A 16,830-nucleotide genomic window follows, 5' to 3' on the forward strand; every position below is an offset into this window, starting at 1 on the left:
GGCGCGGGGTTCCCGTGCCTCCATCGCCAGTGCCAGGGTTGCCCGGCCCGCCTCAGGGCCATTTCGCCTCGGGCGGCATGGACATCAGGATGGCGTCCACATTCCCACCGGTGCGCAGGCCGAAGAGCGTCCCACGGTCATGCAGCAGGTTGAACTCCACATAGCGGCCGCGGCGGATGAGCTGGTGCTCCCGCTCCGCCTCGGTCCAGGGCTCGTGCATCCGGTCGCGGATGATGGCCGGGTAGATGTCCCGGAAGGCGCGGCCGACATCCTGCACGAAGGCGAAGTCGGCCTCGATGCCATGGCCCGGGGTGCGGTCGCCCAGCCAGTCGAAGAAGATGCCGCCGAGGCCCCGCGTCTCCCCCCGGTGCGGCAGGAAGAAATACTCGTCGCACCACTGCCTGAACCTCGGATAGTAGCCCGGGTCGTGCTTCTCGCAGGCGGCCTGGAAGGCGGCGTGGAAGCGGGCGGCGTCCTCCCTGGACTCCGGGGCGTCCAGCGGCATCGGGGTGATGTCGCCGCCGCCGCCGAACCAGGGCTTGGTCGTCACCAGGAAGCGGGTGTTGAAATGCGCCGCCGGCACCCGCGGGCTGCGCATATGGGCCACCAGGGAGATGCCCGTCGCGAAGAAGCGCGGATCCGCCTCCGCCCCCGGGATCTGCCGGCGGAATTCCGGGGAGAACTCGCCGAAGACGGTGGAGACGTTCACCCCCACCTTCTCGAAGACGCGGCCGCGCATCAGCCCCATCACGCCGCCGCCGCCCTCCGGCCGCTGCCAGGGCCGCCGCTCGAACCGCCCCGGTGGCAGGGCGGCATGCGGCCCCGCGGCCAGCTCGTCCTCGATCGCCTCGAAGGCCGTGCAGATCTGGTCGCGCAGGCTCTCGAACCAGGCGCGCGCCCGGGCCGCGAAGGGGTGGTCCGCCGGTCCCGCGGCGGCGGAGGGGCTGGCATGGGGGGCCTCGGTCACGGTTTCGCTCCTGCTCCGCATGGGTTCTATTGCGCTTGCGGCGGATTGCCACCCCGCTCAGCCTCCCTTTATATGCGGCGCGGCGCGTAGGGGTAGCGCAGGTCCGGCCGTGCCCGGAGCTTCCCGGCCCCCGCGGCGCCAATCGCATTCGGCCCCCGCCGGTCCCGCCCGGGACGCGGGCGTGGCCGCGATCAAGGACGATGAGGCATGGCCGATAGTATGGCGCAGGCGGCGCCGCAGGACGGCGAAACCCGGCGCGACTTCCTGCAATTGGTGACGGCATCCTTCGCCGCCGTGGGCGTCGGCGCGATGGCCTGGCCCTTCATCAGCTCGATGAACCCGGCGCGGGACGTGCTTGCGCTGGCCAGCACCGAGGTGGACCTCTCGCCGATCGCGGTGGGCTCCGCCGTGACGGTGATGTGGCGCGGCAAGCCGGTCTTCGTGCGGAACCGCACCCCGCAGGAGATCCAGGAGGCCCGCGCGGTCCCCGTCTCCCAGCTTCCGGATCCGCAGCCGGACCAGGCGCGCGTCAAGAAGGACAACTGGCTCGTCCTGGTCGGCGTCTGCACCCACCTGGGCTGCGTTCCGCTCGGCCAGAAGCCGACCGATCCGCGTGGCGAATTCGGCGGGTGGTTCTGCCCCTGCCACGGCAGCCATTACGACACCTCGGGCCGCATCCGGAAGGGGCCGGCGCCCACCAACCTGTTGGTGCCCGACTACACCTTCACCTCCGACACGCAGATCCGGGTCGGCTGAGGAGCAGGCAATGGCAAGCGGACTGCACAAGAGCGAGGTCTCGAACCCCGTCCTGCGCTGGATCGACGCACGGCTTCCCGTCGTCACCATGATGCAGAAGGAGTACGGGACGTTCCCGACGCCCCGGAACTTCAACTACTTCTGGAATTTCGGCGCCCTCGCCATGGTCAACCTGTTGATCATGATCGTGACGGGCATCTTCCTGTCCATGCACTACACCGCGCATGTGCATTACGCGTTCGACAGCGTCGAGCGCATCATGCGTGACGTGAACTACGGCTGGCTGCTGCGTTACGTGCACGCCAACGGCGCCAGCATGTTCTTCATCGTCGTCTACATCCATATCTGGCGCGGCCTGTACTACGGGTCCTACAAGGCGCCGCGCGAACTGCTGTGGATGCTGGGCGTCGTCATCTTCCTGCTGATGATGGCCACCGCCTTCATGGGCTACGTGCTGCCCTGGGGCCAGATGTCCTTCTGGGGCGCCACCGTCATCACCAACCTGTTCAGCGCCCTGCCCCTGATCGGCCAGGACATCGTGGTGTGGCTGTGGGGCGGCTTCAGCGTGGACAACCCGACGCTCAACCGCTTCTTCAGCCTGCACTACCTGCTGCCCTTCGTGATCTTCGGCGTCGTCTTCCTGCACGTCGCCGCGCTGCACATCACGGGTTCCAACAACCCGCTGGGCATCGATCCGAAGGGGCCGCAGGACACCCTGCCCTTCCACCCCTACTACACCGCGAAGGACAGCGTCGGCTTGGTGGCCTATTTCGCCTTCTTCGCCATCCTGGTGTTCTTCTTCCCGAACATGCTCGGGCACCCGGACAACTACATCCCGGCCAACCCGCTGGTGACGCCGGCGCATATCGTGCCGGAATGGTACTTCCTGCCCTTCTACGCCATCCTGCGCGCGGTGCCGGACAAGCTGGGCGGCGTGGTGCTGATGTTCGCCTCCATCGCCATCCTCTTCGTCCTGCCCTGGCTCGACACCAGCCCGGTGCGCTCCATGCGCTTCCGCCCGCTGGCGCGGCCCTTCCTGTTCACCTGGCTGGTCTCCTTCTTCGTGCTGCTCTACTGCGGCGGCATGCCGGCCGAGGAGCCCTACGTCACCATCAGCCGCGTGGCGACGGCCTACTACTTCCTCTACTTCCTCGTGATCCTGCCGCTGCTCGGCCGTCTGGAACGGCCGCTGCCGCTGCCGGAGAGCATCGCGCGCCCCGTGCTCCGCGGCGGCGGCCCCCTGCCGGCCGGCGCGGTCGGCAAGCCCATGGAGAAGGCGTGATGCCCAAGGGGTTCGACATGACGTTCAGCCTGAAGGCCCTCGCGGTCGCGCTCGGCCTCGCGGCGGGCGCGGCCCTGGCCCCGGCGCCCGCCCTGGCGGCGGGCGAGGCGGTCAAGCTTCCGGATGTCCGCTTTTCCTTCAACGGCATCTTCGGGCATTTCGACCGGGCCTCGGCCCAGCGCGGCTTCCAGGTCTACCAAGAGGTCTGCGCGAACTGCCACGCCATGCACCAGCTCTCCTACCGCAACCTGCGGGAGATCGGGCTGTCGGATGCCGAGGTGCGGGGGATCGCGGCCACGGTGCAGATCGTGGACGGCCCGAATGACGAGGGCCAGATGTTCGAGCGGCCGGGGCGTCCCTCCGACCGCTTCCGCAAGCCCTTTGCCAATGAGAAGGCGGCGCGTGCGGCGAATAACGGCGCCTATCCGCCGGACCTCTCGGTCATCGTCAAGGCGCGGGAGAACGGCGCGGCCTATCTCTACGCCCTGCTGACCGGCTACGAGGACCCGCCCGCCGACGTCACGCTGATGGAGGGGATGCACTACAATAAGTACTTCGCCGGCCATCAGATCGCCATGGCGGCGCCGCTGAACGAAGGCCAGGTGGAGTTCCATGACGGCACCCAGGCCAGCGTGGAGCAGCTTGCCCGCGACGTGACGCAGTTCCTCGCCTGGGCGGCCGAGCCAGAGCTGGAGCAGCGCAAGGCGATGGGCGTGAAGATCGTGCTCTTCCTCACGATCCTCGGTGGCCTCGTCTATGCCGTGAAGCGCAAGGTCTGGGCCGACGTGCACTGAACGCCAGCGCGCCGGGCAGCCAGCCTGCCCGGCGCGACTGGGGGCTTGCCCCTCTTGCTCCCCGACCAAGGCCGCCCCCAGGCGGCCTTGGCCAATTTCGGGCGGGCGCTACCGGCGGGGCGCCTCGGCCAGGCCGGGCGGCGGCAGGGCGGTGCCGCGCTCGATTGAGCGGTCTACCATCGGCGCCGGCGTCCTTTCGCAGGCGCCAAGCAGCGGGGCCACCAGAACCACGGCCAGGCTGAGCATTCGGGTCAAAGGCAGTTCTCCTTGCAGCAGTCCCGCTTCGCGCGCGACTCGCTCGCGATGATGCCAGTCCCGTAGCGCCCCGGCATCCGCTCATCCGGGGTCGCGCCACCCGCTGGCCACCCGCGCCGCCTTTCCGCCGGCCCCGGGGAGGTCAGGGTGGACCACCGATCCCATGCAGGTCCTTGCTTGTGGGGCAGGCCACGCACCTCCGCGATCCGCCGGTGCTCTCCGCGTTTCGGGCAGATTCACGCTCCCGGGCGTTCACGGCCTCCCGCGATCTGCTCTACAGCGGATGGGCGTTCGTATCTGAACGCCCATCCGCTTTAGCCCTTTGTCTTTCGAGCTGATTCACGCATCCGGTCGTTCACGACCTCCTGCGATCTGCTCTAGAAGGCCAGCCCATCCAGCCCGCAGGAGCCGCCATGTCCGACCGCGCCACCCCCGTCATCGGCCTGATCGGCGGTTCCGGCCTCTATGACATCGACGGGCTCGAGGAGCGCGAGTGGCGCCGGGTGGAGACGCCCTGGGGCGAGCCCTCGGACGCGCTGCTCTTCGGCCGTCTGGCCGGCGTGCGCTGCGTCTTCCTGCCGCGCCATGGCCGCGGCCACCCGACCCCGCCTTCCGAGCTGAACTACCGCGCCAATATCGATGCGCTGAAGCGCGCCGGCTGCACCGATGTCATCTCCCTCTCGGCCGTCGGCTCCTTGCGGGAGGACCTGCCGCCCGGCCATTTCGTCATCGTCGACCAGTTCATCGACCGCAGCTTCGCCCGGGTGAAGAGCTTCTTCGGCACCGGCTGCGTCGCGCATGTCTCGGTCGCCCATCCGGTCTGCCCGCGGATCGGCGATGCGCTGGAGGGCGCGGCCCGCGGCCTCGGCCTGCCCGTCACCCGCGGCGGGACCTATCTGGTGATGGAGGGCCCGCAATTCTCCACCAAGGCCGAGAGCGAGCTCTACCGGCAATGGGGCTGCCACGTCATCGGCATGACCAACATGCCGGAGGCCAAGCTCGCCCGGGAGGCGGAGCTCTGCTACGCGACCGTCGCCATGGTGACGGATTTCGATTGCTGGCACCCGGACCATGACCACGTCACCGTGGACCAGGTGGTGAAGGTGCTGTTCGGCAATGCGGACAAGGCCCGCGCCCTGGTCAAGGCGGTGGTGCCGGAGCTGGGCAAGCCCCGCGGCCCCTGCCCCGCCGGCTGCGACCGCGCGCTGGATCATGCGCTGATCACGGCGCCCGAGATGCGCGACCCGGCGCTGCTGGCGAAGCTCGATGCGGTGGCCGGACGGGTGCTGCGGTAGGGCGCCTCGGGCGTCAGCCCACCAGGAGGACTGGGGGTGCGGGGCGGGAGTTCGCTCCCTCCCCGCCCTGCCTCTCAGCGCAGCACGATCTCGACGCGGCGGTTCTGCATCTCCCGCACCCCGTCGGCGGTCGGCACCAGCGGCTTGGTTTCGCCGAAGGCCGTCACGGTGATCTCCTCGCGCTGGATGCCCTGCCGCACCAGCTCGTTCGCCACCGCCTCGGCGCGGCGCTGCGACAGGCGCTGGTTGTATTGCACCGTGCCGGAGCGGTCGGCATGGCCCGCCACCTCGATCCGGGTGGTCTGCACCCGGCGGGCGGCACCGGCGGCATCGGCGATGATCTGCTTCGCCCGGTCGGTCAGGTCGGCGCGGTCCCAGTCGAAGAAGACCAGATAGGTCCGCGCCGGGGATGGCGCGGCGGCGGGCGCAGGCGCCTGCGTCGCGGCGGGCGCCGGCGGCGGGTTGAAGCTGTAGCGCAGGCCGAGCAGGACCGAATGGTTGTGGTTGGTCGGTTCGAAGCTGCCGGGCACGCCGGGCACGGCCGGCCCGCTGCTGCGGTTGATGCTGAATTTCGGGTCGAGCGTGCCGAGGAAGCGGTACTCCGCCGTCAGCGACAGGCCGGGCATGAGGCGGCCCAGCCCGAAGGCGGAGCCGACGATGGCTTGGTAGGCGAATTGCGCGTCGGTGTCGTCGATCCGGTAATTGCTGCCGCCGATCGAGAGCCGCGCATTGCGGATCTCGTTCCAGACATAGCCGCCGCCGAAGCCGATATAGGGCTGGTAGCTCCGGGGCGAGAGGCCGAAGCTGCTGAGGTCGAAGTCGAACAGCAGGTTCGCCATCACGCCGTACTTGTCGTAATAGCCGGAGCCGCCGATCTGCTGGCCGTTCAGCGAGATCCGGTCGAGTTCGTCGGTGCGGTAATTCCCCTCGATCTCCGCCCGCCAGCCATTGCCGAAGCCCCAGCCCAGCGAGAGCACCGCCGCCGCGCCGACATCGCGCGTGACGAGCCGCACGCCCCCGTCGCCCGATTCGGGGACGATGTTCAGCCCGGCGCCCGCGCCGAGATAGAGGCCTTCCACGGGCTGCGCCCCGGCGGCCCATGGCGCCGCCAGCAGGGTTGCGGCCAGAAGAACGCGGCGGAAGGGCATCGACGACTCCAGAGGGGATGGGGCGTGCCGGCTGCCCCGGGGATGGACAGGCCCCGCGGTATCCGGGCCGGGCCAGGCCCAAGCATAGCCGCGCCGATCCGCGGCATGGCAATGCAATTCCTTTCGCGTCTGCGAAGAACGCAAAAGTGTGTTCATGCCATCAGCCCCCTCACCAATGCCGCGATGTCCTGCGCCGCCGGGCAGCCGGGATGGCGCGTCAGCAGGGGCGACTGGCGGCGGATGGCCTCCGGCACCCGCGGATCGCGGCGGATGACGCCGGCGAGCGGCACGCCCGCGCCGAGGAAGCGGGCGCAGGCCTGGTCGAGCGTCCGCCAGGTCCGCTCGCCCCCGGCCCGGTCGGTGGCCTGGTTGATCACGACCCGGGCCGCCGCCCCGGGGCGGTCGCGGCGGTGCAGCTTCAGCACGGCATAGGCATCGGTCAGGCTGGTCGGCTCCTCGGTCGCCAGCACCAGCAGCAGGTCGGCGGCGGCGGCCAGGCGCCGCACCGCCAGGTCCAGCCCGGCGCCGAGATCGAGCAGCACGGTATCGAACCCCGCCGCCGCGTCGCGCAACGCCGCCTCCAGCCGCGCGACCGCCGCGGCATCCAGCCCGGCGAGCGCGCCGGAGCCGGAGCGGCCGGGCAGGATGGCGAAGCCAGCCTCGTGCCGCAGCGCCGCCTCGGCCGCGGTGAGGCGGCCGGACAGCACATCCGACAGGTCGTGCCGCGGGTCGAGGCCGAGCTGCACATCGACATTGGCGAGGCCGAGATCGGCGTCCACCAGCAGCACGCGCTCCCCCGCCTGCGCCAGCCCCTGGGCGAGGCCGATCGCCAGGACGGTCTTCCCGACCCCGCCCTTGCCGGAGGCGATGGCGAGGAGCCGGCCGGGGCGTGCAGTGGCAGTCATGCGGAGGTCTCCGGTCCGGGCGCGCGCAGCAGCCGCGCGGCCAGCCATGCAGGATCGATCACCGTGAGGTCCCCGGCCGGATCAGGCCCCATCCCGGCCTCGGTCAGGGCGAGCCCGGCCGCCGCGCCGGCCAGCACCCCGCCGAGGCGCCGCGCGGCGTCCAGCCGGGTCGGCAGCAGGTGGCGGGCCCCGAGCGCGAGGAAAGCGCGCGCCGTCTCCGCCGCCTCCGCCGGATCGAGCCCGGCCGGCAGCACCAGGAGCATGGCGGCATCGGCGGCGCGGGCGAGGGCCAGCAGCGCGGCGGCCTGGGCAGGGTCGAAGGGATCGCAGCCGGCGGTGTCGATCAGCACCGCCTGGCCGGGCTGCCTTCGCGCCAGCGCCTTGGCCAGCGCGGCCGGCTGCGGCGCCACCGCCAGCGTCAGGCCGAGCACCCGGGTGAAGGCGGCCATCTGCTCGGCAGCGCCGGCGCGCGCGCCATCCGTGGTGACCACCAGCGGCGCGCCGCCCGAGAGCACGGCCCGTGCCGCCAGCTTGGCGCAGCTCAGCGTCTTGCCGGCCCCCGGCGGCCCCGCCAGCAGCAGCGGCCGCACCGCCGGGTCCGGCAGCGGCGCAAAAGCGAGCGCGGCGGCCAGCGACCCGGCGAGCGGTCCGGCGGCCAGCCGCGCCGCCAGCGGCGCCGGCAGGTTGTGGCGCGCCAGCGCGCCCGCCATGGGCGGCGGGTCCGGCCAGGCCCCCGGCCCCACGGCCGTCGGTTCCTCCGGCACCGCCGGCGGACCGGGCGGGATCAGCCAGGGCTCCGCCTCCGTCGGCAAGGGATCCGGCCGCGACTCCAGCGCCGCCGTCACCTCGACCCCGCCGGCGACCCGGCGGGTCTCGAGGATCACGGCCTCCTCGCCCAGTTCGGCCCGCAGCCGGGCCATCGCCTCCGCCATCCTCGGGGCCCGGAAAAGCCGCAGCCGCATGGGCTAGACGGTCCCCACGGTGCGGATGCGGGCGCGCGGATGGATCTCCGCCTGGCTCAGCACCATGGTGGCCGGCCGGAAGCGCTCGACGATCGCCCGGACATGGGCGCGGATGGCGCCGGAGCAGACCAGCACCGGCGCCTCCCCCGCCGCCGCCGCGGCATCGAAGGCCTCGCGCAGCCGCTGCATGAATTCCTGCAATTGCGTGGGCGCCATGGCGAGCTGCCTGTCCTCCGGCGGGCCCGCGAGGCTCTCGGCGAAGGCGATCTCCCAGTCGGGCGAGAGGGCGATCAGCGGCACATAGCCGCCCGGCCCCCGCGCCGCCTCGGAGAGCTGGCGGGCGAGCCGCGCCCGCACCGCGGCCAGGATGCCGCCGATGCCCCGGCTGCCGCCCGCGACGGCCTCCTGAACCCCTTCCAGGATGGTCGGCAGGTCGCGGATCGAGACCCGCTCCGCCAGCAGCGCCTGCAGCACGCGCTGCAGCCCGCCGACGCCGATCTGGGCGGGGATGACATCGGCGACCAGCTTGCGGTGCTCGGCCGGCAGCTCGTCCAGCAGCTTCTGGGTCTCGGCGAAGGAGAGCAGTTCCGGCATGTGGTCGCGCACCGTCTCGGTCAGATGGGTGGCCAGCACGCCGGCGCAGTCCACCACGGTGCAGCCGCGGGCCAGCGCCTCCTCCCGCAAGGTCTCCTCGATCCAGAGGGCGGGCAGGCCGAAGGTGGGCTCCGTCGTCCGCTCCCCGGCCATGGCCGGCACCTGGCCGGAGGGGTCGATGGCGAGGTGCAGCGGCGGGCGGAGCTGGCCGCGCCCGGCCTCGATCTCCTTCACCCGGATCACATAGGTGTCCGGCGCAAGCTCGAGATTGTCCTGGATGCGCACGCTCGGCAGGACGAAACCCATCTCCTGCGCCATGCTGCGGCGGAGGATGCGGATCTGCTCGGTCAGCCGCGGCGCGTCGCCGGCGGCGAGGGAGAGCAGCCCATAGCCCAGTTCCAGCCGCAGCAGGTCGAGCCGCAAGGCCTCGGCCACGGGCGGCTCGGCCACCGCCGCGGCGGGGGCCTCGGGCGGCGCCATGGCGGCCCGCCGCTCCGCCCCCCGCCGTGTCCAGGCCACGGCGGCGGCGGCGCCGGCGAGCGCGAGGAAGGGGAGCAGCGGCATGCCGGGCAGCAGGCCCATGACCAGCGCTGCCCCGGCGGCCAGCCCCATCGGCTTCCAGCCCCGGCCGAGCTGCCGGCCGAGCGCCTGGTCGGCCCGTTCCTCCCCCGCCCCCTTGGTGACGACGATGCCGGCTGCGACCGAGACCAGCAGGGCGGGAATCTGGCTGACCAGCCCGTCGCCCACCGTCAGCGTGGCGAAGACCGCGGCCGCCTCCCCCACCGGCATCCCGTGCCGCAGGACGCCGATCCCGAGGCCGCCGAGCAGGTTGATCGCCGTCACGATCAGCCCGGCGATCGCATCGCCGCGGACGAATTTGGCGGCGCCGTCCATGGCGCCGTGGAAGGCGCTCTCCTCCTCCAGTTCGCGGCGCCGCCGGCGCGCCTCCTGCTCCTCGATCAGCCCGGCGGAGAGGTCGGCATCGATCGCCATCTGCTTGCCGGGCATGGCGTCCAGGCTGAAGCGTGCCGCGACTTCCGCGATGCGGCCGCTGCCCTTGGTGACGACCATGAAATTCACCACCAGCAGGATGGCGAAGACGATCAGCCCGACGACGACATCGCCGCCCATCAGGAAGCCGCCGAAGGCCGCGACCACCTGGCCCGCCGATTGCGGCCCCTCATGCCCCTGGGTCAGGATGGTCCGCGTGGTGGCGACGTTGAGCGCCAGGCGCAGCAGCGTGGTCAGCAGCAGCAGCTGCGGGAAGGCGGTGAAGTCGAGCGGACGGTTCAGGAACAGCGCCACCATCAGCACCAGCACCGAGATGGTGATGGAGATGGCCAGCCCGGCATCCAGCAGCAGCACCGGCAGCGGCACCACCAGCACCGCCAGCAGCAGGACGACGCCGAGCGCGAGCGCGACATCGCCGGGCAGGCGCACCTCCCGCACCCAGCCCGGCAGGGCGATGCCCCCCATGTGCTACCGCCCCAGCCCCGGCAGCAGGCCGGTCCCCGGCGCCACCGGCACGGGCGCCCCCTGCGCGCGGTACTCATGCAGCTTGTTGCGCAGGGTGCGGATGGAGATGCCGAGGATCTCGGCCGCGCGGGTGCGGTTGCCGAGGCAATGGGTCAGCGTCTCCAGGATCAGGTCGCGCTCCACCTCCTCCATCCGGCGGCCGACCAGGGCGGAGACGGCGCCCGCCGCCGGGGCGGGTGCCGCGGCCGGCGCGGGCCCAGGGGCGGCGGGCGGCGGCTCGGCCGCCGGGCGGGCCGGCGGCAGCGGCGTCAGCTCGATCGCCTCCGGCCCGATCCAGGCGCCATCGGCCAGCAGGACGGCACGGTGGAGCGTATTCTCCAGCTCCCGCACATTGCCAGGCCAGGGATGCGCGAGCAGCGTGGCCTCGGCGGCGGGCGAGAGGGCGCGGACCGGCAGGCCGTTCGCCTCGGCGAAGCGGCGGGCGAAATGCGCCGCCAGCGCGGCGATGTCCCCGGGCCGGTCACGCAGCGGCGGGATGTGCAGCGCGACGACGTTGAGGCGGAAATAGAGGTCCTCGCGGAAGCGCCCGGCCCGCACCTCCGCCGCCAGGTCGCGGTTGGTCGCGGCGAGAAGCCGGACATCCACCTTCATCGGGGCGCCGCCGCCCAGCCTGTCGACCTCGCGTTCCTGGATGACCCGGAGGATCTTGGCCTGCAGGCGCGGGTCCATCTCCCCGATCTCGTCCAGCAGCAGCGTGCCGCCATCGGCCTGCTCGAACTTGCCCTTGCGCGATGCGACCGCGCCGCTGAAGGCGCCCTTCTCATGGCCGAACAGCTCGCTCTCCAGCAGGCTCTCGGGCAGGGCGGCGCAGTTCAGCGCGACGAAGGGGCCGCGGGCCCGGCGGCTATGGGCATGGAGGAAGCGGGCCAGCACCTCCTTGCCCGTGCCGCTCTCGCCGGTGATGAGCACGCTTGCCTCGGCCCGGGCCAGCGCCTCGGCCCGGGCCAGCAAGGCGCCCATGGCGGGGTCGCGGTGCACCGGCCCCTCGCCCTCCCCGGCCACCGCCTGCAGCATGGCGGCGATCAGCTCGGCCTCCGGCGGCAGGGGCAGGAATTCCTTTGCCCCGGCCCGGATGGCGCGGATGGCGGCGGCGGCATCGGCGTCGCGGCCGCAGGCGATGACCGGGCAGGCGATGCGCTCGGCCGCCAGCCGCTCGATCAGCCAGGGGATGTCATGCGCGAGGTCGCAGAGGACGAGGTCGGCGCCGTCCGAGCGCAGCCGGGCCAGCGCCGCGGCGGGGCCATCCGCCTGCGCGACGCGCGCCCCGCGCGCCGCCGCGATGCGCGCCGCCTGGCCGAGTTCGGCATCGAGCGCGCCGATGATCAGGAGCCTGGTCATCTCACGCCGGCCGGTCCGACTTGACGATCTCGGTCATCGTCACGCCGAGGCGGTTGTCGTCCACCATCACCACCTCGCCGCGCGCGACCAGGCGGTTGTTGACATAGATGTCCACCGCCTCGCCCAGCTTGCGGTCCAGCTCCACCACCGCGCCGCGGCCGAGCTTCAGCAGCTGCGAGACCTGCATGGTCGCGCGGCCGAGCACGGCACTGACCTGGACGGGGATGTCGTAGACGGCCTCGAGGTCGCGCGCCGAGGCTCCGGACGCGGGGCGCGCCGCCCCCGCCTCGGTCGCCGACAGGGTCTCGAAGGGCCCGGATTCCGCCATGCCTCACCTCTCCACAAGATCGAAGGCGTCGAGCAGCGCCGCCACCGCCTGCCGCCGCGCGGCCAGCGAGAGCGCGGCCCCGCCGCCGCGCCAGGCGGCCGCCGCATCGCCCGGCGGCAAGGCCGGATCCTCGATGATCGCCAGCGCCGGATCGCCGATGCGGGCCGCCGCCGCGGCGGCCTCGCCCGGCGCGACGCGCAGGGTGACGGCGACGCCCTCCTCCAGCAGCGGCCGCAGCTCGGCGGCGAGCCAGGCCGCCGCCTCCGGCGCCAGCCGCGCCGCCGCCGCCGGCAGGGCGGCATCGAGCGCCGAGAGCAGCAGCCGCGCCAGCGCCTCGGTGGCCTCGCCCAGGGCCTCGCCCGCCTGCCTGCGGGCTTCGGCGAGCGCGGCGGCGATCCGCTCCAGCGCCGCCGCCTCGCGTGCCGCGAGCCCGGCCGCCGCGGCCTCCCGCGCTGCCGCCTCGCCCGCGGCGAAGCCGGCGTCCCGCGCCGCCTCCAGCCGCGCCAGCAGCGCCGCCTCCGCGGCCTCCGCCGGGTCGGGTCCGGGCGGCGGGGGCGGCGCATCGAAATCCGGCACCGCAAGGGCCAGGGCCGGCGGGGCGGCGGGCGGCGCCTGCCGCGCCGTCGGCAGGATCGGCTCGAAGGCCGCCGGCGCGGGCGGGGTGTCCCGCAGCCTCTGCCAGGCGATGCTCACGGCACCATCTCCTCGTCATGGCCGTCCAGCAGGGTGATCTGGCCCTGTGCCGCCATGTCCTTGGCCAGCAGCACGATGGCGGCCTGCGCCTCATCCACGTCGCGCAGCCGCACGGGGCCGAGCGCGGCGATGTCGTCGCGCAGCAGCTTCGCGGCGCGTTCGGTCAGGTTGCGCATGAACATGTCGCGCAGGGTCTCGGAGGCGCCCTTGAGGGCGAGGGCCAGCTTGTCCTTCTCCACCGCGCGCAGCAGCGCCTGCAGCCCGGCGCCGTCCACGCGCTGCAGGTCCTCGAAGGTGAACATCAGGCTGCGGATGCGCTCCGCCGCGTCGCGGTTGCGCTCCTCGAGCGCCGAGAGGATGCGGGCCTCGGCCTGGCGGTCGAGGTTGTTGAAGATCTCCGCCATCATCTCATGCGCGTCGCGCCGCTGGCTGCGGGCGAGGTTCGACATGAACTCGGCCTTCAGGGTCTTCTCGACGCCCTCCAGCGCCTCCTTCTGGACGGTCTCCATGCGCAGCATGCGCATCACGACCTCCATCGCGAAGCCCTCCGGCAGCAGGGAGAGCACGCGCGCCGCGTGGTCGGGGCGGACCTTGGTGAGGACGACGGCGACGGTCTGCGGGTATTCGTTCTTCAGGTAGTTGGCGAGGACGGCCTCGTTCACATTGCCCAGCTTGTCCCACATGGTCCGGCCGGCCGGGCCGCGGATCTCCTCCATGATCTGGGCGACGCGGTCCCTCGGCAGGGTCTTCAGCAGCAGCCGCTCGGTGCTCTCATAGGAGCCGACGAGGTTGCCGGCCTGGCCGAGCTGGTCGCCGAACTCCTTGCACAGCTCCTCGATCACCGGCGCCGGCACGGCACCGAGCGAGGCCATGGCGGCGGAGAGGTCGCGGATCTCGTCCTCATGCATGCGGGCGAAGAGGCTGCTGGCCTGCTCCTCCCCCAGGGCCAGCATCAGGGCGGCCGCCTTCTGCGGGCCGGTGAGCGCGCGCGTGCCGCTCATCAGGCGTCCTCCGGATTCAGCCAGCGGCGGATCACCGCCAGGCTCTCCTCAGGGTGCTGATGGACGAGCTGCACCAGCGCGTTCAGCGAGGAGGCCCGCATCTGCCCCTGCACATGGGCCAGGCTGACCATGCTCTCCTCCCCCGGTGGCAGGGCCGTGGCATCGGCCCCGGGCGGCAGGGCCGCGGTGGCCTCGGCCATCGCGGCCGCCCCCTCCGGCATGCCGGCCAGGGCGGCACCGGCCGGGCCGGCCAGCGCCGGGACGGGCGCGAGGCTCGCCGCCAGGCGCCCCACCATGGGCCGGCCCAGCAGCAGGATGGCGGCGAGCGCGACGAGGGCGAGCAGCGCGCTCTCGATCAGCCGGGTGGCGAGGGCCGGCGAGAGCGGCAGGCCGAGGAAGCCCTCCCGGCTCTCGGCCGCCGGCGCCTCCTCCACGAAGCGCATGGAGACGACCTCCACCCGGTCGCCGCGCCGCTCGTCGAAGCCGATGGCGCTGCGCACCAGGGCGGTGATGCGCGCCAGTTCCTCGGCCGAGCGTTCCCGCCAGCGGGGCGGGCCGCCGCCCTCCCCCGGCTCGGTCACGCCATCGACCAGCACCGCGACGGAGATGCGGCGGACGGTCGGATGCTCGCGCAGGGTGCTGCGGGTGGACCGGCCGATCTCGAAATTCGTCGTCTCCTCCTGCCGGTTCTCCTGGCTGGCGCCGCCGCCCTGCGGCTCGGCGCCCGGCAGGTTGCCGGCGACGGTGGTCGGCGGCGGCTCGGCGCCGCGGTTCTGCTCGGTCACGCTCTGCTGGCTGCGGGCCACCTGGTTCTCGGGGTCGAAGCGCTCCTCGCGCGTCTCCACCCGGTCGAAATCCATCTCGACCGTCGCCTCGGCCCGCACCCGGCCGGGACCGAGGCTGCGCTCCAGCAGTTCCTCCACCGCCCGGCCGAGGCGCAGTTCCTGGGTCCGCCGCAGTTCCTCCTGTGTCTGGGCGGCGGCGGGGCCGGCCAGCGCCTGGCCGCCGCGGGCGAGCAGGGCGCCGCGGCTGTCCACGATGGAGACGTTCTGCGGCTTCAGGCCGGGCACGGCGGTGGCGACCAGGTGGAGGACGGCCTGCACCCCCTCCCGGTCCAGCCGCTGGGCACCCTGCATGGCGAGCACCACGCTCGCCTGCGCCTCGCCGCGCTCGCGCGAGAAGGCCTCCCGCCGCGGCAGGACCAGATGGACCCGGGCGGCACGGACGCCGGCGAGGCCACGGATGGTGCGCGCCAGTTCGCCTTCCAGGGCGCGAAGCCGGTTCACATCCTGCTGAAAGGGCGTGGTGGTCAGGTTCTCGCCGCGGTCGAAGATCTCCCACCCCACCCCGCCGCCGGCCGGCAGCCCCTCCCGCGCCAGCAGCAGACGCAGGCGCGGGACCTGGTCCACCGGGGCGAGCACCTGCGTGCCGCCGCCCGAGAGGCGGTAGGGGATTCGCTGGCGCTCGAGCGCCGCCACCACGGCGGCGGCATCGCGCGGTTCCAGTTCCCCGAACAGGGGGGCCAGGGGCGGGTCCCCGGCCCGGAAGGCCAGCAGGGCGAGCAGGCCCAGCAGGGCGAGGCCGACCCCGCCCAGCGCCAGCAGCCGCTTCGGCCCCAGGGCCTTCAGCCCGGCGATCACGCCGCCCATGCCGTCACCTCCTGCGACCAGCCCCTGCCCATGGGGGCTCCGGGGCCGGCCGACCGGCCTGCGGGAGCCACCCGGGCCGGCAGGAATTGCCGCAGGCGGGGTTGCAAAGCGGTTAAGCCGCGGCGGGGGCGGGACACAGCCCTGCGGGCAAGGACGATTTACAGGGTTCCGTCCCCTTGATATTCCCGCCGCGCCGTGCGGGGCGCGGTGCATCGGCGGCGCTCGGGTCGCGTGGAAAAGGGGTCCGGCCGGTCATGAAGATCGTCGCCTGCAACAGCAATCGTCCTCTGGCCGAGGCAGTGGCCGCCTCGCTCGGCCTGCCGCTCACCAGCGCCTCCATCCGGCGCTTCGCGGATATGGAGGTGTTCGTCGAGATCAACGAGAACGTCCGGGGCGAGGACGTCTTCGTGGTGCAGAGCACCAGCTACCCCGCGAACGACAACCTGATGGAGCTGCTGATCACGCTGGACGCGCTGAAGCGCGGCAGCGCGCGGCGGGTCACCGCGGTGATCCCCTATTTCGGCTATGCCCGGCAGGACCGGAAGTCAGGCCCCCGCACGCCGATCAGCGCCAAGCTGGTGGCCAACCTGATCACCGCCGCCGGCGCCAACCGAGTGCTGACCATGGATCTGCATGCCGCGCAGATCCAGGGCTTCTTCGACATCCCGGTGGACAACCTGTTCGCCGCGCCGCTCTTCACCCGCGACATCCAGGAACGCTACCACGGCCGCGAGCTGATGGTGGTCTCCCCCGATGTGGGCGGCGTGGTGCGCGCGCGCGCGCTGGCGGCGCGGCTGCACACGGACCTTGCCATCATCGACAAGCGCCGCCCGCGCGCCGGCGTGTCCGAGGTGATGAATGTGATCGGCGAGGTCGAGGGGCGGCACTGCATCCTGATCGACGACATCGTCGATTCCGGCGGCACGCTGTGCAATGCGGCCGAGGCGCTGATCAAGAACGGCGCACAGGGCGTCTCGGTCTATGTCACGCATGGCGTCTTCTCGGGCGGCGCGGTGGCGCGCGTCGGCGCCTCGCCGATCGAGAGCATGACGGTGACGGACAGCATCCTGGCGACGGAGGCGGTGCGCATCTCCTCCAACATCCGCCAGGTGACGATCGCGCCGCTGCTGGCCGAGGCGGTGCGGCGGATTTCCGAGGAAAGCTCGGTGTCGTCGTTGTTCAACTGAGTTGTGGCTGCGCAGCGGGGTTAGACCTTTATTGCCCTGACTGTGCATAGCCGCAGTGTTGGAAGTAGGCGGCGCACTCGCTCGGACTGAAGCGGTCGAGGAGACTGCCGATGGTATCCCAGAGGGTGCCGACGGTCCTG

At 72.6% G+C, this 16,830-nt stretch carries 16 protein-coding genes; 5 read left to right on the forward strand and 11 right to left on the reverse strand.

Going from position 1 to position 16,830, the window contains the following annotated elements; genetic code table 11:
* Positions 1-52 precede the first annotated feature (52 nt).
* Entirely contained in the window at positions 53-967 is a 915-nt protein-coding gene (gene hemF / locus LHA35_RS23870; protein ID WP_226613236.1) for an oxygen-dependent coproporphyrinogen oxidase, read from the reverse strand.
* Positions 968-1,174: 207 nt separating this feature from the next.
* Between hemF and petA the strand changes: the two genes are divergently transcribed.
* From petA to LHA35_RS23885, 3 genes are read left to right on the forward strand one after another with little or no spacing between them, the layout of a single operon-like run.
* Positions 1,175-1,723 (forward strand): ubiquinol-cytochrome c reductase iron-sulfur subunit, encoded by a 549-nt coding sequence (petA, locus tag LHA35_RS23875; RefSeq protein ID WP_226613237.1) that lies wholly within the window; start codon positions 1,175-1,177, stop codon positions 1,721-1,723.
* 10 nt (positions 1,724-1,733) lie between these two features.
* Positions 1,734-3,005 (forward strand): cytochrome b, encoded by a 1,272-nt coding sequence (locus tag LHA35_RS23880; RefSeq protein WP_226613238.1) that lies wholly within the window; start codon positions 1,734-1,736, stop codon positions 3,003-3,005.
* A complete protein-coding gene (locus tag LHA35_RS23885) occupies positions 3,005-3,799 on the forward strand; it encodes a cytochrome c1 (RefSeq protein WP_226613239.1) in 795 nt (264 codons plus the stop codon). The genes LHA35_RS23880 and LHA35_RS23885 overlap by 1 nt, the downstream gene beginning before the upstream one ends.
* Before the next feature lie 108 nt (positions 3,800-3,907).
* Here the strand turns inward: LHA35_RS23885 and LHA35_RS23890 are convergent, their stop codons facing one another.
* The gene (locus LHA35_RS23890; RefSeq protein ID WP_226613240.1) at positions 3,908-4,054 is read right to left on the reverse strand and encodes a hypothetical protein; all 147 of its coding nucleotides are present in this window, start codon (positions 4,052-4,054) and stop codon (positions 3,908-3,910) included.
* A gap of 413 nt (positions 4,055-4,467) precedes the next feature.
* Between LHA35_RS23890 and LHA35_RS23895 the strand changes: the two genes are divergently transcribed.
* Entirely contained in the window at positions 4,468-5,349 is an 882-nt protein-coding gene (locus LHA35_RS23895; RefSeq protein ID WP_226613241.1) for an S-methyl-5'-thioadenosine phosphorylase, read from the forward strand.
* A 74-nt stretch (positions 5,350-5,423) separates the two neighbouring features.
* Here LHA35_RS23895 and LHA35_RS23900 read toward each other — a convergent pair whose 3' ends face one another.
* From LHA35_RS23900 to fliF, 9 genes are all read right to left on the reverse strand, one after another.
* Positions 5,424-6,497 carry an OmpA family protein gene (locus LHA35_RS23900; protein ID WP_226613242.1) on the reverse strand — a complete coding sequence of 358 codons (1,074 nt, stop codon included), beginning with the start codon at positions 6,495-6,497 and terminating at the stop codon, positions 5,424-5,426.
* A 152-nt stretch (positions 6,498-6,649) separates the two neighbouring features.
* Positions 6,650-7,402 carry a nucleotide-binding protein gene (locus LHA35_RS23905; RefSeq protein ID WP_226613243.1) on the reverse strand — a complete coding sequence of 251 codons (753 nt, stop codon included), beginning with the start codon at positions 7,400-7,402 and terminating at the stop codon, positions 6,650-6,652.
* The gene (locus LHA35_RS23910; RefSeq protein WP_226613244.1) at positions 7,399-8,334 is read right to left on the reverse strand and encodes a flagellar biosynthesis protein FlhF; all 936 of its coding nucleotides are present in this window, start codon (positions 8,332-8,334) and stop codon (positions 7,399-7,401) included. Before LHA35_RS23910 ends, LHA35_RS23905 begins: the two co-directional genes overlap by 4 nt.
* Before the next feature lie 33 nt (positions 8,335-8,367).
* A complete protein-coding gene (flhA, locus tag LHA35_RS23915) occupies positions 8,368-10,434 on the reverse strand; it encodes a flagellar biosynthesis protein FlhA (protein ID WP_226613245.1) in 2,067 nt (688 codons plus the stop codon).
* Between the two features lie 3 nt (positions 10,435-10,437).
* Complete coding sequence (locus tag LHA35_RS23920) at positions 10,438-11,832, reverse strand: sigma-54 interaction domain-containing protein (RefSeq protein WP_226613251.1); 1,395 nt, start codon at positions 11,830-11,832, stop codon at positions 10,438-10,440.
* A 1-nt stretch (position 11,833) separates the two neighbouring features.
* The gene (gene fliN / locus LHA35_RS23925) at positions 11,834-12,160 is read right to left on the reverse strand and encodes a flagellar motor switch protein FliN (protein WP_226613252.1); all 327 of its coding nucleotides are present in this window, start codon (positions 12,158-12,160) and stop codon (positions 11,834-11,836) included.
* Positions 12,161-12,163: 3 nt separating this feature from the next.
* Complete coding sequence (locus tag LHA35_RS23930) at positions 12,164-12,853, reverse strand: hypothetical protein (protein ID WP_226613253.1); 690 nt, start codon at positions 12,851-12,853, stop codon at positions 12,164-12,166.
* Positions 12,850-13,854 carry a flagellar motor switch protein FliG gene (gene fliG, locus LHA35_RS23935; RefSeq protein WP_226613254.1) on the reverse strand — a complete coding sequence of 335 codons (1,005 nt, stop codon included), beginning with the start codon at positions 13,852-13,854 and terminating at the stop codon, positions 12,850-12,852. The genes LHA35_RS23930 and fliG overlap by 4 nt, the downstream gene beginning before the upstream one ends.
* Complete coding sequence (gene fliF / locus LHA35_RS23940) at positions 13,854-15,503, reverse strand: flagellar basal-body MS-ring/collar protein FliF (protein ID WP_226613255.1); 1,650 nt, start codon at positions 15,501-15,503, stop codon at positions 13,854-13,856. Before fliF ends, fliG begins: the two co-directional genes overlap by 1 nt.
* Positions 15,504-15,757: 254 nt before the next feature.
* Between fliF and LHA35_RS23945 the strand changes: the two genes are divergently transcribed.
* Complete coding sequence (locus LHA35_RS23945) at positions 15,758-16,690, forward strand: ribose-phosphate pyrophosphokinase (RefSeq protein ID WP_226613256.1); 933 nt, start codon at positions 15,758-15,760, stop codon at positions 16,688-16,690.
* The last annotated feature ends 140 nt before the right edge of the window (positions 16,691-16,830 follow it).

Source organism: Roseicella aerolata (genome assembly GCF_020523605.1).
Classification (GTDB): domain Bacteria; phylum Pseudomonadota; class Alphaproteobacteria; order Acetobacterales; family Acetobacteraceae; genus Paracraurococcus; species Paracraurococcus aerolatus.